12 protein-coding genes are annotated in these 14369 nt (G+C 68.3%); 8 read left to right on the forward strand and 4 right to left on the reverse strand.

Annotated features, from left to right (window positions below; all coding sequences use genetic code 11):
- The first annotated feature begins 74 nt into the window (after window positions 1-74).
- Window positions 75-1253, forward strand: coding sequence for a 5-demethoxyubiquinol-8 5-hydroxylase UbiM (gene ubiM / locus AC5P56_RS13815; RefSeq protein ID WP_049407006.1), 1179 nt, complete (start codon window positions 75-77; stop codon window positions 1251-1253).
- An 11-nt stretch (window positions 1254-1264) separates the two neighbouring features.
- Here the strand turns inward: ubiM and AC5P56_RS13820 are convergent, their stop codons facing one another.
- Window positions 1265-1486 carry an RNA-binding S4 domain-containing protein gene (locus AC5P56_RS13820; RefSeq protein ID WP_014036469.1) on the reverse strand — a complete coding sequence of 74 codons (222 nt, stop codon included), beginning with the start codon at window positions 1484-1486 and terminating at the stop codon, window positions 1265-1267.
- Between the two features lie 266 nt (window positions 1487-1752).
- Between AC5P56_RS13820 and AC5P56_RS13825 the strand changes: the two genes are divergently transcribed.
- The 6 genes from AC5P56_RS13825 (at window position 1753) to AC5P56_RS13850 (ending at window position 11354) form a co-directional block, all read left to right on the forward strand.
- A complete protein-coding gene (locus AC5P56_RS13825) occupies window positions 1753-3690 on the forward strand; it encodes a DEAD/DEAH box helicase (protein ID WP_046429684.1) in 1938 nt (645 codons plus the stop codon).
- A gap of 218 nt (window positions 3691-3908) precedes the next feature.
- Window positions 3909-6332, forward strand: coding sequence for a putative bifunctional diguanylate cyclase/phosphodiesterase (locus AC5P56_RS13830; protein ID WP_053495335.1), 2424 nt, complete (start codon window positions 3909-3911; stop codon window positions 6330-6332).
- 109 nt (window positions 6333-6441) lie between these two features.
- Window positions 6442-8106: a sensor domain-containing diguanylate cyclase gene (locus tag AC5P56_RS13835; protein WP_495231745.1), complete on the forward strand. Its 1665-nt coding sequence runs from the start codon at window positions 6442-6444 to the stop codon at window positions 8104-8106.
- A gap of 34 nt (window positions 8107-8140) precedes the next feature.
- Window positions 8141-8863, forward strand: coding sequence for a pseudouridine synthase (locus tag AC5P56_RS13840; protein ID WP_014646467.1), 723 nt, complete (start codon window positions 8141-8143; stop codon window positions 8861-8863).
- 117 nt (window positions 8864-8980) lie between these two features.
- On the forward strand, window positions 8981-10051 hold the full coding sequence (locus AC5P56_RS13845) for a sensor domain-containing diguanylate cyclase (protein WP_014646468.1): 1071 nt from the start codon (window positions 8981-8983) through the stop codon (window positions 10049-10051).
- 142 nt (window positions 10052-10193) lie between these two features.
- Window positions 10194-11354 (forward strand): AAA family ATPase, encoded by a 1161-nt coding sequence (locus AC5P56_RS13850; protein ID WP_014646469.1) that lies wholly within the window; start codon window positions 10194-10196, stop codon window positions 11352-11354.
- Window positions 11355-11384: 30 nt separating this feature from the next.
- Here AC5P56_RS13850 and AC5P56_RS13855 read toward each other — a convergent pair whose 3' ends face one another.
- Entirely contained in the window at window positions 11385-12332 is a 948-nt protein-coding gene (locus tag AC5P56_RS13855; protein ID WP_014646470.1) for a DMT family transporter, read from the reverse strand.
- Window positions 12333-12411: 79 nt separating this feature from the next.
- Here AC5P56_RS13855 and AC5P56_RS13860 point away from each other — a divergent pair, with 79 nt between their 5' ends.
- A complete protein-coding gene (locus AC5P56_RS13860; RefSeq protein WP_075075652.1) occupies window positions 12412-13026 on the forward strand; it encodes a Pr6Pr family membrane protein in 615 nt (204 codons plus the stop codon).
- Here AC5P56_RS13860 and AC5P56_RS13865 read toward each other — a convergent pair.
- Both AC5P56_RS13865 and AC5P56_RS13870 read right to left on the reverse strand, forming a co-directional pair.
- The gene (locus tag AC5P56_RS13865; RefSeq protein WP_495231746.1) at window positions 12947-13822 is read right to left on the reverse strand and encodes a DUF72 domain-containing protein; all 876 of its coding nucleotides are present in this window, start codon (window positions 13820-13822) and stop codon (window positions 12947-12949) included. The genes AC5P56_RS13860 and AC5P56_RS13865 overlap by 80 nt on opposite strands.
- The gene (locus tag AC5P56_RS13870) at window positions 13819-14262 is read right to left on the reverse strand and encodes a VOC family protein (RefSeq protein ID WP_014646472.1); all 444 of its coding nucleotides are present in this window, start codon (window positions 14260-14262) and stop codon (window positions 13819-13821) included. The genes AC5P56_RS13865 and AC5P56_RS13870 overlap by 4 nt, the downstream gene beginning before the upstream one ends.
- Window positions 14263-14369: the final 107 nt, after the last annotated feature.

A 14369-nucleotide genomic window follows, 5' to 3' on the forward strand; every position in this document is an offset into this window, starting at 1 on the left:
CCTGATCCAGATCAAGGCCGCTCAGGCGCGCGGCGCTATGCTGGCGCGGACTGGATCAACGGCAGGAGGCGCGCATGCGCAGGATGGACGTGGTGGTGGTCGGCGCCGGACCGGCAGGTCTGTGCTTCGCGCGCGCGCTGGCCGGCAGCGGGCTGCAGGTCGGGCTGGTCGAAGTGCAGCCGCGCCAGGCGCTGGCCGAGGCCGCCTTTGATGGCCGTGAGATCGCGTTGACCCATGCCTCGCGGCAGAGCATGGAGCAGCTGGGGCTGTGGCAGCGCCTGCCGCACGCTGAAATTGCTGATCTGCGCGATGCCAGGGTGATGAACGGCGGCTCGCCGTTCGCGCTGACCTTCGCCAGCAGCCAGGTCGACGGCCAGCCGCTGGGCTGGCTGGTACCCAACCATCTGATCCGTCGCGCCGCGTGGGATGCCGTGCAGGGCCAGGACGGCCTGGAGCTGTTCGACGGGCGCAAGGTGCTGGGCGTGCAGGCCGATGCGCAGGGCCACGTGGTCAAACTCGATGACGGCAGCCAACTGCATGCGCGGCTGCTGGTGGCCGCTGACAGCCGCTTCTCCGCCACCCGCCGCATGCTCGGCATCGGTGCGCAGATGCGCGACTTCGGCAAGTCGATGCTGGTGTGCCGCATGCAGGTCGAGCGCGACCATCACCACACCGCCTGGGAGTGGTTCGGCTACGGCCGCACGATGGCGCTGCTGCCGCTCAACGAGGGCCAGGCATCGGCGGTGATCACGCTGCCGCCGCGGCAGATCGAGGCGCTGCTGGCGATGGACGAGGTAGCCTTCGGTGAGGCCATCAGTGCCTGCTTCGAACACCGCCTGGGCCGGATGCAGCCGGTGGCCACGCCGCAGGCGTATCCGCTGGTGGGTGTGTACGCGGATCGCTTCGTCGGCGAGCGTTCTGCGCTGATCGGTGATGCCGCGGTGGGCATGCATCCGGTCACCGCGCATGGCTTCAACCTGGGCCTGGCCAGCGCACAGCGGTTGGCGCAGGGCATCGTCGCGCAGCAGCGCCGTGGTGCCGACATTGCCGCCGCCGGCATGCTGGCCAGTTACCAGCGTGGTCATCGGCTGGCGTCGCGGCCGCTGTACGAGGCCACCAATGCGATCGCCAGCCTGTACACCGACGACCGTCGCCCGGCGCGCCTGCTGCGTGCGGCCGGCCTGCGCCTGGCGCAGGGCGTGGCACCGTTCAGGCAGCTGATTGCCTCGCACCTGACCCAGCGCGTGGCCTGAACAGCTTCAGATCAGCCTGCAGCCAGCACCCGGATCTGGCTGTCGGCGAATTCGACCACCTGGCCTGCGCGGATCTTGCAGGCCTTGCGCAGTTCCACTTCGCCGTCGACCCGTACCTGGCCCTCGCTGATGACCATCTTGGCCTCGCCGCCACTGGTGACCAGATCGGCCAGCTTGAGCAGCTGCTTGAGTTCGACGTAGTCACCGTCGAGGTCGAATTCGAGAATCTGCATGGAGCGGGGTTCCTGGGAAGAGGGCGCAGGCCAGCGGCCGGGCCGGGAAGAGGGCGCGTATTGTGCGCCAGCACGGGCCCGACGGCATCTGTGAGGAAAGCTGTATGCCTCGTTCAGCATCAATGCGGTATCATTCCGCTCTGAGCGAGTGAAATCTCCTCCGACCGAGCAGCGCCAGGGCACGCGATAAGAAGGGCGCCCAAAGCGCGGACCATCACCTTTTTTATCGCACTGCCAGGAAGACGGCAGTGCCTTCGGAGTTCCCCATGTCCCAAGATTCCCAAGCGCCGCTGCAGTTTGCGCAGCTCGGCCTGTCCGAGCCCGTGATGCAGGCCGTCACCGCCATCGGCTACGAAACCCCGTCGCCGATCCAGGCCGCCACCATCCCGGCGATGCTGGAAGGCCGCGACGTGCTGGGCCAGGCCCAGACCGGTACCGGCAAGACCGCTGCCTTTGCACTGCCGGTACTGTCCAACATCGACCTGCAGCAGATCAAGCCCCAGGCCCTGATCCTGGCGCCGACCCGCGAGCTGGCCATCCAGGTTGCCGAGGCGTTCCAGTCCTATTCGTCGAAGATCCCCGGCTTCCGCGTGCTGCCGGTGTACGGCGGCCAGCCCTACGGCCAGCAGTTGTCGGCCCTGCGCCGCGGCGTGCATATCGTGGTCGGTACCCCCGGCCGCGTGATCGATCACCTGGACCGCAGCACCCTGGACCTGTCCGAGCTGAAGACGCTGGTGCTGGACGAAGCCGATGAAATGCTGCGCATGGGCTTCATCGACGACGTCGAAGCGGTGCTGAAGAAGCTGCCGGAGCAGCGCCAGGTGGCCCTGTTCTCGGCCACCATGCCGCCGCAGATCCGCCGCATCGCGCAGACCTACCTGCAGGACCCGGTGGAAGTGACCATCGCGGCCAAGACCACTACTTCGGCCAACATCCGCCAGCGTTACTGGTGGGTGAGCGGCATGCACAAGCTGGACGCGCTGACCCGCATCCTGGAAGTCGAGCCGTTCGACGCGATGATCATCTTCGCGCGGACCAAGGCCGGCACCGAAGAACTGGCCAGCAAGCTGCAGGCGCGTGGCCTGGCCGCTGCCGCCATCAACGGTGACATGCAGCAGGCCCAGCGTGAGCGGACCATCGCCATGCTGAAGGAAGGCAAGCTGGACATCCTGGTCGCCACCGACGTGGCCGCGCGCGGCCTGGACGTGGAGCGCATCAGCCACGTGCTGAACTACGACATCCCGTACGACACCGAAAGCTACGTGCACCGCATCGGCCGTACCGGTCGTGCCGGCCGCAGCGGCGAGGCGATCCTGTTCGCCACCCCGCGCGAGAAGGGCATGCTGCGCCAGATCGAGCGCGCCACCCGCCAGCCGATCGAAGAGATGCAGCTGCCGAGCGTGGAAGCGGTCAACGACACCCGCATCAACAAGTTCACTTCGCGCATCAGCGAAACCCTCGGCGCCGGTGGCCTGGACTTCTACCGCCAGCTGCTGGAGCGCTTCGAGAACGAGCAGAACGTGCCGGCCATCGAGATCGCTGCCGCGCTGGCCAAGCTGCTGCAGGGCGATACCCCGTTCCTGCTGCAGCCGCCGGTGCGTGCCCCGCGCGAAGAGCGCGCACCGCGCGAGCGCTTCGACCGTGGTGACCGCCCGGAACGTGGTGATCGCTTCGACCGCAACGAACGGGGTCCGCGCTTCGAGCGTGGCCCGCGCCGTGACGACGCCGAAGGTGGTTTTGAACAGCGTCCGCGCCGTGAGGTTCCGCCGCGTGGTGCACCGGAGCAGGGCATGGAGACCTACCGTATTTCGGTCGGTCACCAGCATGGCGTGAAGCCGGCCAACATCGTCGGCGCCATTGCCAACGAAGCCGGCCTGGAAAGCCGCTTCATCGGCCGCATCGACATCCACGACGACTTCTCGCTGCTGGACCTGCCGGCACAGATGCCGCCGGACGTGCTGTCGCACCTGCAGAAGGTCTGGGTGTCCGGCCAGCAGCTGCAGATGCGTGCGCTGGCTCCGGGTGAAGACACCAACCCCGCCCCGCGCCCGTTCAAGCCGCGCTTCGACAAGCGTGGCCCGGGCGGTCCGGGTGGCCCGCGTCGTGGCGGCCCGGGCGGCCATGGTGGCGACCGCGGCGGTGACCGCGACAGTCGCCCGCCGCGTCGTGACGGCTTCAAGCCGCGCGGCCCGCGCAGCTTCTAAGCCGCACCCGCAGCCGTCCACACCACCGCCAGCCCCCGGGCTGGCGGACAGAAAAAGGGGACGGAGGGGATTAAGTCGTATCTGGCTGGCCATGTGCGTGTGCCAAGAACGACTTAATCCCCTCCGTCCCCTTTTTCGCATGGCCCACACATTGCCGGTCCTAGGCTGGGCCGGTTCCTAAGGAGGTTGTCACCGCAGCACATTCAGGGGGATCCGGGATGGGTAGGAGTGGCACGGACCAACACAGCCGGCGGGTGCCGATGACCCGGGGGCTGGGACTGCGATTTGCGTTGTTGACCGGCATGGCGATCGGACTGGTCGCACTGTCCGCCCTGATCCAGGAACTGCAGGCGGCCTCTACTGCCTGGATCGCCGGCCAGGGCTACTGGTCGCGTGGCCAGCAGGATGCCACCGCCGCACTCAGTCGCTACCTGGCGCGTGGCGATGCCGAGGACCTGGACGACGCACGCCAGGCCCTGCAGGTGCCGTTGGGCGATCTGCAGGCGCGACTGGCGCTGGAACAGGCCGAACCGGACGAGGAGAAGGCCAGGCAGGGCTTCCTGCAGGGCGGCAATGCGCGTGCTGACATCCCTCGCCTGGTGTTCTCGTTCCGCTACGCGCGCGACATCGGTGCATTCCGCGAAGCGAGCGCGTTGTGGCGGCAGACCGATGGCGACCTGATGGCGCTGCAGCGACTGATCGATGAACTGCAGCTGCGGCACGACGGCAACCTGGTGCCCGTTGCCGCACGCGACCGCTACCTGCAGCAGCTGCGTGACCTGGACCAGCGGATGAAGGTGCAGAGCCAGGCGTTCTCGCAGGCGCTGCTGCGGATGGCGACGCTGGTGAGGCTGGCCACGTTGATGGTGGCGGGCCTGTCGGTGCTGGCGATCAGCCTGATGGCGGTCGCCCTGGCGCGCCGCGTCGGCAAGGACCTGACCGAACACGAGAGCCGTTTCCGCGCGGCGTTCTACCAGGCCAACGTCGGCATGCTCAAGCTCGATGCCGAAGGCAAGGTGATCGAGGCCAACCAGGCGATGGCCGATATCCTCGACCATCGTCGTGACATGCTGCTGCAGCTGTCGCTGGGCGACCTGCTGATGGACGGCGAGTTGGTCATCGATGGGGTGGGCCGCATCGATTGGGACCGCCAGCTGCGCCCGAGCGAACTGCGCTTCCGCCGTCGCGATGGCAGCCTTGTCTGGGGCCGCTGGAGCGGCACCGGCGTGCGCAGCACCGGCGGTGGCCTGTCGGTGTTCGCCATCATCGAAGACGTCAGCCAGAACCATGCACTGGCGCGCGAGATCGAGCACCACGCCAGCCACGACCCGCTGACCGGCCTGATCAATCGCCGCGAGATCGAACGGCTGCTGGAACGCGCGCTGCTGCAGGTGCGCAGCGAAGGTGGCACGCACGCGCTGTGCTACATCAACCTGGACCATTTCAAGCTGGTCAACGACAGCTTCGGTCACGCCGCTGGCGACCAGATGCTGCGCAGCTTCGCCGACTACCTGGTGGCGGCGGTGCGCGATGGCGACTGGGTGGGCCGGCTGGGCGCGGACGAGTTCGCCGTGTTCCTGGCCCATGCCGGGCAGGACGAGGCCAAGCGCGTGCTGCAGCGGGTAATCCGCAACCTGGGGCAGGCGACGTTCCCGGTCAGCGAAGGCAGCCCGCAGCTGAGCTGCAGCATCGGCGTGGTCGAGGTCAGCGCCGATGCGCCGGATGTGAACTGGCTGATGAGCGCCGCCGACAGCGCGTGCTATGCGGCCAAGCAGGCCGGCCGCAACCGCGTGCACTGCTTCAACGAGAACCGCATGGCGCTGGAGGAACGGCGCCAGGAAGCCGAGCGGCTGCAGGGCGTCAGCCTGGCCATGGCCGAAAACCGCATGGTGTTGTATGCGCAGCGCATCGCCCGCGTCGGCGATCCCTCCTACCTGCACTACGAGGTACTGGTGCGCATGCGTGGCAGCGATGGCAGCCTGCACCTGCCGGGCCAGTTCATGCCGGCGGTGGAGCGCTATGGCATGGCCGTGGCGCTGGACCGGCACGTGCTTGGCCTGCTGTTCCGGCACCTGCAGGTGTGCCCGGCACACGTGCGGCAGCTGGGCCTGTGCAATGTCAACGTTTCGGCGCAGTCGATCGCCGAGCCCGGCTTCCTCGCCTTCGTCTGCGACCTGCTGGAGCGCAACCGCGCGCTGGCCTCCAAGCTGTGCTTCGAGATCACCGAGACCGCTGCGATCAGCAACCTCAGCCAGGCGCGTGCCTTCATCGATGCAGTGAAGGCGCGTGGCTGCCGGATGGCGCTGGACGATTTCGGTTCCGGGCTGTCCTCGTTCGGCTACCTGCGCCAGCTGCCGGCCGACATCCTGAAAATCGACGGGGCCTTCGTGCGCGACATGGATACCGATCCGGTCAGCCATGCCACCGTGCGCGCGATCAGTGAACTGGGGCGCGAGCTGCAGATGGAGGTGGTGGCCGAATGGGTGGAGACTGCCGACGTCGCCGCCGCGCTGACCCGGCTTGGGGTGCAGGGCCTGCAGGGATATGCGGTCGAGCGGCCGCAACCGCTGGAGCGGATGACCCTGGCCGACCTGCGGCCGGTGCGCCTGGTGGCGGTGAAAGGTCCGCCCGCCGCTGGCTGAACGCCCGTCGGCGACTTTGGTCTACACGTGGGCTGCAGCCGCGGCTGCGATAATGCCCGGCAGGGGCGACGCGCAGTGGGCGCGGGCGTAAGCAGGAACAGGACGTGGCGTGGGCGGCAGGCAGGGGCAGTACGGAACGGGAGCGGTGCTGGTCGTGCTGCTGGTGTGGTTGGCAATGCCGTGGCCGCTGTCGGCGGCCGTAGCCGAAGCCGGGCGTGACTACCTGCTGGTCGGTGCGGCGACCGATGAACCCACCCCGCATCGCGCATGCACGCCGGAGATGCTGGCGGGGCCACGGCAACACGTGCAGGTGTCCGCGCCAGCGGGCGGCTGGTCGGGCCAGCCGCAGGCACTGGACGTGTTCAATGTGTTCGCGGGCGAAGTCCGCGTGCAGCATGGGGATCGCGAAATCTGCGGCAACATGCACGATGCCCGTACCCGTGATTCCCGGTTCCGCGCAGGCATCGGCCTGGTCGCGGTGCCGCCGGCGGGCAGCCATGAACCGTTCCTGGTGTCATGGCAGACGCCGCTGAAGGCGCGCTGGGTACCGACCCTGCGGCTGGGCGCGCCCAGTCCCGTGCAGCAGAACGATACCGCCCGCCTGCTGGTGCGCGCGGCCTGCATTGCCGTGGCAATCGCACTGGCGTTGTCGGCCCTGATGGCCTTCCTTACCACCCGCGACCGCAGTTTCCTGGTCTACATCGCCGGTACCACCGTGCTGGTGCTGTGGCAGGCCATTCTCGGAGGGCTGAGCGGCTACCCCGAGCCATGGCTGCCGGTGGGTGAGCGCAGCGCGTGGTGGCTGCTGTCGTTGACCGCTGCATCCCAGGCGCTGGTGCTGCCCGCGTTGTGGCGACTGAACGGCGGCGACCGCCTGCTGCCGCGATCGCGCCCGGTGCAGTTGCTGGCGCTGTGGGGATTGCTGGCGCTGGCCGCGTGTGCGCCCTGGCTGCAGCGGGACAGCCTGGCCTGGGTGGCGCAGGGCCTGCAGGTGTCCTACCTGCTGGGCTGCGGCCTGGCATTGATGGCCGGGGTGTGGGCATGGCTGCGCGGCGACCGCTGGGCGCAGGCGGGGTTGGCGGCGCTGGCACCGATGCTGGTGTTGATCCTGGCCGACGCCTGCCGCGCTGCGTGGTTGCTGGAGTACCGCGTGGAGGCACTGCAACTGTCGGTGACCTGGCTGCTGATGATGGCTGCCTATGCGCTGAACCAGCGGCTGGGCCGCCTGCGCCAGCAGCGCGATGAACTTCGCCAGCTGGCCGAGACCGATGGCCTGACCGGTCTGCCCAACCGCCGTGCCGGGCTGCAGCAGCTGGCACGGCATCTGGAACGGGTTGATCGCGAGCGCGGCCCGCTGGTGATCGGTTTCCTGGATATCGACCTGTTCAAGGACATCAATGACCGCCATGGCCACGCCGTGGGTGACCAGGTACTGGTGGCGGTGGCACGTGCATTGCGTGCCGCGGTCCGCAGCCAGGACCAGGTGGTGCGGATGGGCGGCGAAGAGTTCCTGCTGCTGATGCCGGGCATGCCGCGCGAGGCGGCATCGGCGCGCCTGGATCGCCTGCGCCAGCACCTCACCGAGGCGGCCCGGGCGCTGCAGGTGCCCGGTCTGGAGGTCACCGCCAGCATCGGCCTGGCGCAGTGGCGGCCGGGCGAGGACGATCTCGCCGCGCTGCTGCGCCGGGCCGACCACGCCATGTACGTGGCCAAGCGTGCCGGCCGCAACCGGGTATTCGACGGCGAAGAACTCGATCCGCCGCCTCCGGCATGAAGCGCAGCGGGCGGCGATGCCGGATAATAGGGCGATGACCACCCGACTCAACAAACATATCGCCGACACCGGCTTCTGCTCCCGCCGCGAGGCCGATCGCCTGATCGCCGCCCGCCGGGTCACCGTCAACGGCCATCCGGCCGGCACCGGCGCGGTGGTGGGCGAGGAAGACCAGGTGCTGGTCGACGGCCAGCCGCTGCGCGCGCGCGTGGCCCGCAAGCCCGGTGCCCGCCGCCATGTCTACATCGCGCTGAACAAGCCGGTCGGCGTCACCTGCACGACCGAGACCTCGGTCAAGGGCAACATCGTCGACTTCGTCGGCCATGAACAGCGCATCTTCCCGATCGGCCGCCTGGACAAGGAATCCGAAGGCCTGATCCTGATGACCAGCAACGGCGACATCGTCAACCAGATCCTGCGCGCCGAGAACGGCCACCAGAAGGAGTACCTGGTGGCGGTGAACAAGCCGGTCACCGACGAGTTCCTGCGTGGCATGGCCCGTGGCGTTCGCATCCACGACCAGATGACGCTGCCGTGCAAGACCTCGCGCATCGCCAAGTTCGGTTTCCGCATCACCCTGCAGCAGGGCCTGAACCGACAGATCCGCCTGATGGCGGCCGAGTTCGGCTATCGGGTGACCCAGTTGCGTCGCGTGCGCATCGACAACATCAAGATCGGTGCGCTGAAGCCGGGCCAGTGGCGCAACCTGACCGAGCAGGAGCTGCAGGGCCTGCTGCCGAGGCAGCTGGACTGGTAAACGGCTTCTGTAGAGCCGAGCCCATGCTCGGCTGCTCTTTTGTCCGGGTGCAGCCGAGCATGGGCTCGGCTCTACATCAGCTAGACTTCGCGGTGACCTGCCGGAACGTGACGCTGCATGATCAAGCCCGACAAGCCTGCCAATGAAGCCCTTCGGCTTGAGGCGCTGTACCGCTACCGTATCCTCGATTCGGAGCGTGAAAAATCCTTCGACGACCTGGTGGTGATCGCCAAGGCGGTCTGCGGCACCTCGATGGCGGCGGTGACCCTGATCGACGTCGAGCGGCAATGGTTCAAGTCGATCCAGGGCATCGATGCGGCAGAAAACCTGCGCAGCGAATCGATGTGCGGCCACGCGATCCTGCAACCGCAGCAGGTCATGGTGGTCGAGGACGCGCTGCAGGACATCCGCTTCCACGACAATCCGGTGGTGGTGGGCGATCCGCACATCCGCTTCTATGCGGGCGCGCCGCTGATCAGCTCCGATGGCCTGCCGCTGGGCACGCTGTGCGTATTCGATGCGCAGCCACAGCACCTGGCCAGCGACAAGGCCGAAGCGCTGGCGGCGCTGTCGCGGCAGGTGATGCTGGTGATGGAACTGCGCCGCTTCGCGCTCGACATCCAGAAACACATGCTGGAGCGCGATGACTACGAGCGACTGCTGTCTGAGTACCAGGACGTGCTGCTCGCGCAGAATGCCGACCTGGCCGAACAGAGCCGCACCGACGCGTTGACCGGCCTGCCGAACCGCCGTGCGATGGCGGCAGCGCTGGAAGAGGCGGTGGCGGTGAACGGAGACCAGCCCGGGGTGGCCTGCGTCGCACTGCTGGACATCGACCATTTCAAGCACATCAATGATTTCCAGGGCCACGCCACCGGCGACCGCGTGCTGGCCGAGCTGGGCGTGCTGCTGCGCTCGCATTTCGCCGGTCGCGGCATGGCCGCACGCTATGGCGGCGAGGAGTTCGTGGCGGTGATGCCAGCTACCGACCTGCGCACCGCCGAACTGCAGTGCGAGTTCCTGCGCCTGGCCGTGGCTGATCTGCCGCTGGGATTCCCGGTCACGATCAGTATTGGAGTGGCCCAGCACCAGCCCGGTGAAAGCGTGGATGACACGCTGGCACGTGCCGACAAGGCGCTGTACCGGGCCAAGGGCAATGGCCGCAACCGGGTGGAAGTGGCCGGCTGAAGCATCTGCCACCCGCGCGGTAAACGGATGCCGCTCCAGTAGATCAACGCGACGCGTGGATGCTGTCACCGATTCACATCGCGTCGCAGCTCCTGCGATCAGAACCGGGCAGCATGACCCCCTGGTTCCCCGGACGCCGACCATGCTGCAGACCCTGGCCATCGCCCACTATCGTTCGCTGCACGGACTCGTACTGCCGCTGCAGCAGTTGAATGTGGTGACCGGCGACAACGGCAGTGGCAAGTCCAGCCTGTACCGTGCCCTGCGCCTGCTGGCCGAGACCGCGCAGGGCGGCGTCGCGGCGGTGCTGGCCCGCGAAGGCGGGCTGGGCTCGGCGCTGTGGGCGGGTCCGGAAAAAATGGACCGTCGGGTTGCTGCCGGCGAAATCCCCCTGCAGGGCGGCCCACGCCAGGAATCGGTGGGATTGAAGCTGGGCTTCGCCACTGACGAATTCGGCTACGCCATCGATCTGGGCTACCCGCCGCCCAGTCGATCGGCCTTCGCATTGGACCCGCAGATCAAGGCCGAGGCGATCTGGGCCGGCCCGTTCCTGCGCAGCGCCAACCTGCTGGTCGACCGCCGTGGGGCGATGGTGCGGCAACGCCATGCGCGTGGCTGGGATCTGGTGGATGACCGGTTGTCGCTGTTCGACAGCCTGTTCACCCAGGTCGGCGATCCGCAGCGCCTGCCGGAAACCATCGCCCTGCGCGAGTACATCCGGCGTTGGCGCTTCTACGATCATTTCCGCAGTGATGCCGATGCCCCGGCGCGGCAACCGGCGATGGCCACGCGCACGCCGGTGCTGCATCACGACGGCCGGGATCTGGCGGCGGCCTGGGTCACCATCCTCGAGATCGGTGACCCGGTGGCGTTGGCACGCAGCGTCGACGATGCGTTCCCGGGCGCCACGGTCGGCTTCGAGGAGCTGGATGGACGCTTGGCGCTGCGTTTCCACCAGCCTGGGCTGCTGCGGCCCTTGTCGATGGCCGAACTGTCCGACGGCACGCTGCGCTTCCTGCTGCTGGCCGCTGCGCTGCACACGCCGCGTCCACCGCCGCTGCTGGTGCTCAACGAGCCGGAGACCAGCCTGCATCCGGACCTGCTGCCGGCGCTGGCGCGGCTGATCATCGCAGCCAGTGCGCGCAGCCAGGTATGGGTGGTGTCGCACGCCAGCCGGCTGATCGCGGCGCTGGAACAGGCGCCAGGGTGCCATTCGCTGCATCTGTACAAGGAACAGGGCCGCACGCTGTTGAGCGGGCAGGGCCTGCTGGATGCACCTGCATGGCACTGGCCGCAGCGTTGATACGGGCATCCACGTCATGCGTGGATGCACTCAATCGGCGATGTTGCGCGCCTCGGCCGTGCCAAGAATCTCCGGATGCTGCACCGGCTTGCGGCGGTTCAACAGCGGATGCAGGAACACGGCGCCGACGATGATCGCCACGCCGAGGTAGAACCACGGGGTGACTTCGTGCTGCTCGCGCAGCAGCACCACCGCCAGCACCACCGCATAGACCGGCTCCAGGTTGGTCACCAGCTGCACCGTGTAGGCGCTCAGGTGGCGCAGTGCGACCAGGGCCAGGGCAAACGGCAGCAGCGTGCAGAACCCGGCCAGCACCAGCAGCAGGATGCCGTCGTGCAGGTCCGGGACCACCCACAGCGGGCTGGCCAGCGCAGGCAGCAGGTAGGGCATCAGCGGCGCCAGCAGGGTCAGGGTGAGGGTGCCCGCACCCAGCTCCAGCGCGGTGACCGTGAGCGGATCGGCGTGGCTGACCATGCGCTTGTTGAGCGAGCCGAACACTGCCACCAGCAGCGCCGAGATCGCGCCGATCAGCACACCCAGGCGCATGCCGTCGGGCACGCCACCGACCACCAGCGCGACACCCGGCAGCACCGCCAGGCCGAACGCCAGTTCACGCAGCTGGAATGGCCGCTTGGCCACCCACGGTTCGATGATCGAGGTGAACACCGGCGCCAGCGCGATGCAGGTGGCGGCCACCGACGCATTGGCCAGCTTTACCGCGCCGTAGAACGTCAGCCAGTGCAGGGCGACCAGGGCGCCGATGCCGGCATAACCGGCCACCAGCCGCACTGGCAGCGTACGCAGTCCACGCCAGACCCGCGGCAGCAGCGCCAGCATCGCCGTCACCAGCAGCATGCGCCACCACACCAGCGGCAGTGCGGGCAGGGTGATCAGCTTGCCGAGGATGGCGGTGACGCCCCACAGCAGGACACAGAAGTGAATCTGCCACAACGCTTTGCGGGTGTCGGGTGTGCTCATCCGCCTATTGTGCGGCAATCGCACGGCCGCCGGCGATGCCTGTGGCATGCTCGCGGAAACTCCCCAGGGGAACCCCGCAATGGCTGCCAACCGTTCCGCCCAGCGTGCATGGGCAGCGCTGACTGCACTGATGGCGGCCACCTCGTTGCTGCTGCAATACCTGTTGCTGCTGCATGGCCCCGGGGCGGCTGCCGGGGTCGGCATGGCGACGCTGCGCTTCGTTGGTTACTTCACGATTCTCAGCAACCTGGCGGTGTGCCTGGGATGCGTCCGGCTGATCCGTGCGGGTGTGCTGAACGCGACTGTCGCCGCGGTGATCGCGTTGTGCATCGGGGTGACCGCGTGCATCTACGTGCTGGCGTTGCAGGGGCTGTGGCAACCCACCGGGCTGCAATGGTGGGTCGATGCCGGCCTGCACTACGCTGTGCCGGCGCTGTACCTGCTGGGGTGGTGGTGGCTGCTGCCGCATGGCGCGCTGCGCTGGCGCGCACTGGGCGGGGTGCTGCTGGTACCGCTGGTGTACCTGGGCTGGGCGATGCTGGTGGCCGAAGTGACAGGACAGGCGCCGTATCCGTTCCTCGAACTGCAACGCCTGGGGCTGGCGGCGTTCCTGCTCAACGTGCTGCGCGTTGCGAGCGTGTTCGTGGTGGGGTGGACCCTGCTGTGGGGGCTGGACCGCTGGCGCTGTCGATGAGGCGCTGCAGGGCCATCGCTGCCGCCGGGTTGCGCGCTTTGCCTGCGCCGATGCACAGCAGGTAGACCTCGCGCGGGGCCTCCGCAGCGGGCCCGGCCAGGCAGGGCAGGTCATCCACGGGTTCACCGCGTGACCAGCGGCGTGCGCGTTCGGCCCAGCGTTGCTGCACGGGCGCCGGCAGGCCCTCGTTCAAGCGGGCCTGGCTGCGCTTGATCCGCGCATAGACGAAGCCGGCACTGACATCACCGTGCAATGGCGCCTCGTCGCTGTCCTCGATCACCAGCGCCACGCCATGGCGGCGGGCGGCGTCGACCAGTGCCGGGCCATGTGCCTCGGCGTTGCGGACCTCCAGCGCATGCTGCAGCGGCACCCCGTCCAGCTGCTTAGGCAGCTGTGCCATCAGCGCCTCCAGTGCATCGGCGTCGGCCGGGTGGCGCGGATCGAACTGCCACAGCAATGGGCCGAGCCGGTCACCGAGCGCCAGTGCCGCCTGCAGGAACGGTGTGGCCGCTTCCACGGTCCTGGACAGGTCGCGTCGCTGCACCAGGTAGCGCGGCGCCTTCATCGAGAAGCGGAAACCGTCGGGTGTCTGCGCAGCCCATTGCGCGCACTGGGCCGCAGTTGGCGTGCGGTAGAACGTGCCGTTGATCTCGATGCAGCGCAGGGTGCGGCTGGCGTGGGCCAGTTCCTCCCGCTGCGGCAGGCCTGCTGGATAGAACACACCGCCGCGCCATTCGGGAAACACCCAGCCGCCGATGCCGCAGCGGATCTCTGCCTGCCGGCCGGCCGTGGTCACTGGCCGTGGTCCGTGCGCCACGGGTCGTAGCTGCCGAACCACCACAGGTAGCCTTCCGGGTCGGCGCAGGCGTAGCCGCGTCCGCCATAGTCCTGGTCGGCGATGTCGATGACGATGCGGGCACCGGCGGCCTTGGCCCGCGCGTAGTGCGCATCGGCATCGGTGACGATCACGCAGGCGCTCTGGGTCTGGCGTCCGCCGACCTCGTCAGGCAGGGCAGCGTGTTTGCTCCACGCACTCTGGTTGCTGGCCGAGCCCAGCATGATCATGCCGCTGCCGAAGGTGAGCTGCGCATGGAAGACCGTATCGCCATCGGCGTAGACGGCCTGGGCATGGAAGCCGAAGGCGCGCTGCAGCCAGTCGATGGCGGCCTGCGCGTCGCGATAGCGCAGGCACGGAATGATCGTGGAGCCGCTGCTGGGTTGGCCGTTCTCGCCCATGACACCCCTCCTATGGCACAGGGCAGGATGCGCCGCCGGACGTTACCATCCCGCGAAACCCCGGTGACGGCCTGCACATGGCCGCCACCCCTGTTCGGAGATCGTGC

This window comes from Stenotrophomonas sp. YJH_SMC_131 (assembly GCF_059367975.1).

What these genes read in the sequence shown, in the direction of transcription:
- ubiM (WP_049407006.1), top strand. Translation starts at nt 75, where the DNA reads ATGCGCAGGATGGACGTGGTGGTGGTCGGCGCCGGACCGGCAGGTCTG.
- AC5P56_RS13820 (WP_014036469.1), bottom strand. Translation starts at nt 1,486, where the DNA reads ATGCAGATTCTCGAATTCGACCTCGACGGTGACTACGTCGAACTCAAG.
- AC5P56_RS13825 (WP_046429684.1), top strand. Translation starts at nt 1,753, where the DNA reads ATGTCCCAAGATTCCCAAGCGCCGCTGCAGTTTGCGCAGCTCGGCCTG.
- AC5P56_RS13830 (WP_053495335.1), top strand. Translation starts at nt 3,909, where the DNA reads ATGGGTAGGAGTGGCACGGACCAACACAGCCGGCGGGTGCCGATGACC.
- AC5P56_RS13840 (WP_014646467.1), top strand. Translation starts at nt 8,141, where the DNA reads ATGACCACCCGACTCAACAAACATATCGCCGACACCGGCTTCTGCTCC.
- AC5P56_RS13845 (WP_014646468.1), top strand. Translation starts at nt 8,981, where the DNA reads ATGATCAAGCCCGACAAGCCTGCCAATGAAGCCCTTCGGCTTGAGGCG.
- AC5P56_RS13850 (WP_014646469.1), top strand. Translation starts at nt 10,194, where the DNA reads ATGCTGCAGACCCTGGCCATCGCCCACTATCGTTCGCTGCACGGACTC.
- AC5P56_RS13855 (WP_014646470.1), bottom strand. Translation starts at nt 12,332, where the DNA reads ATGAGCACACCCGACACCCGCAAAGCGTTGTGGCAGATTCACTTCTGT.
- AC5P56_RS13860 (WP_075075652.1), top strand. Translation starts at nt 12,412, where the DNA reads ATGGCTGCCAACCGTTCCGCCCAGCGTGCATGGGCAGCGCTGACTGCA.
- AC5P56_RS13870 (WP_014646472.1), bottom strand. Translation starts at nt 14,262, where the DNA reads ATGGGCGAGAACGGCCAACCCAGCAGCGGCTCCACGATCATTCCGTGC.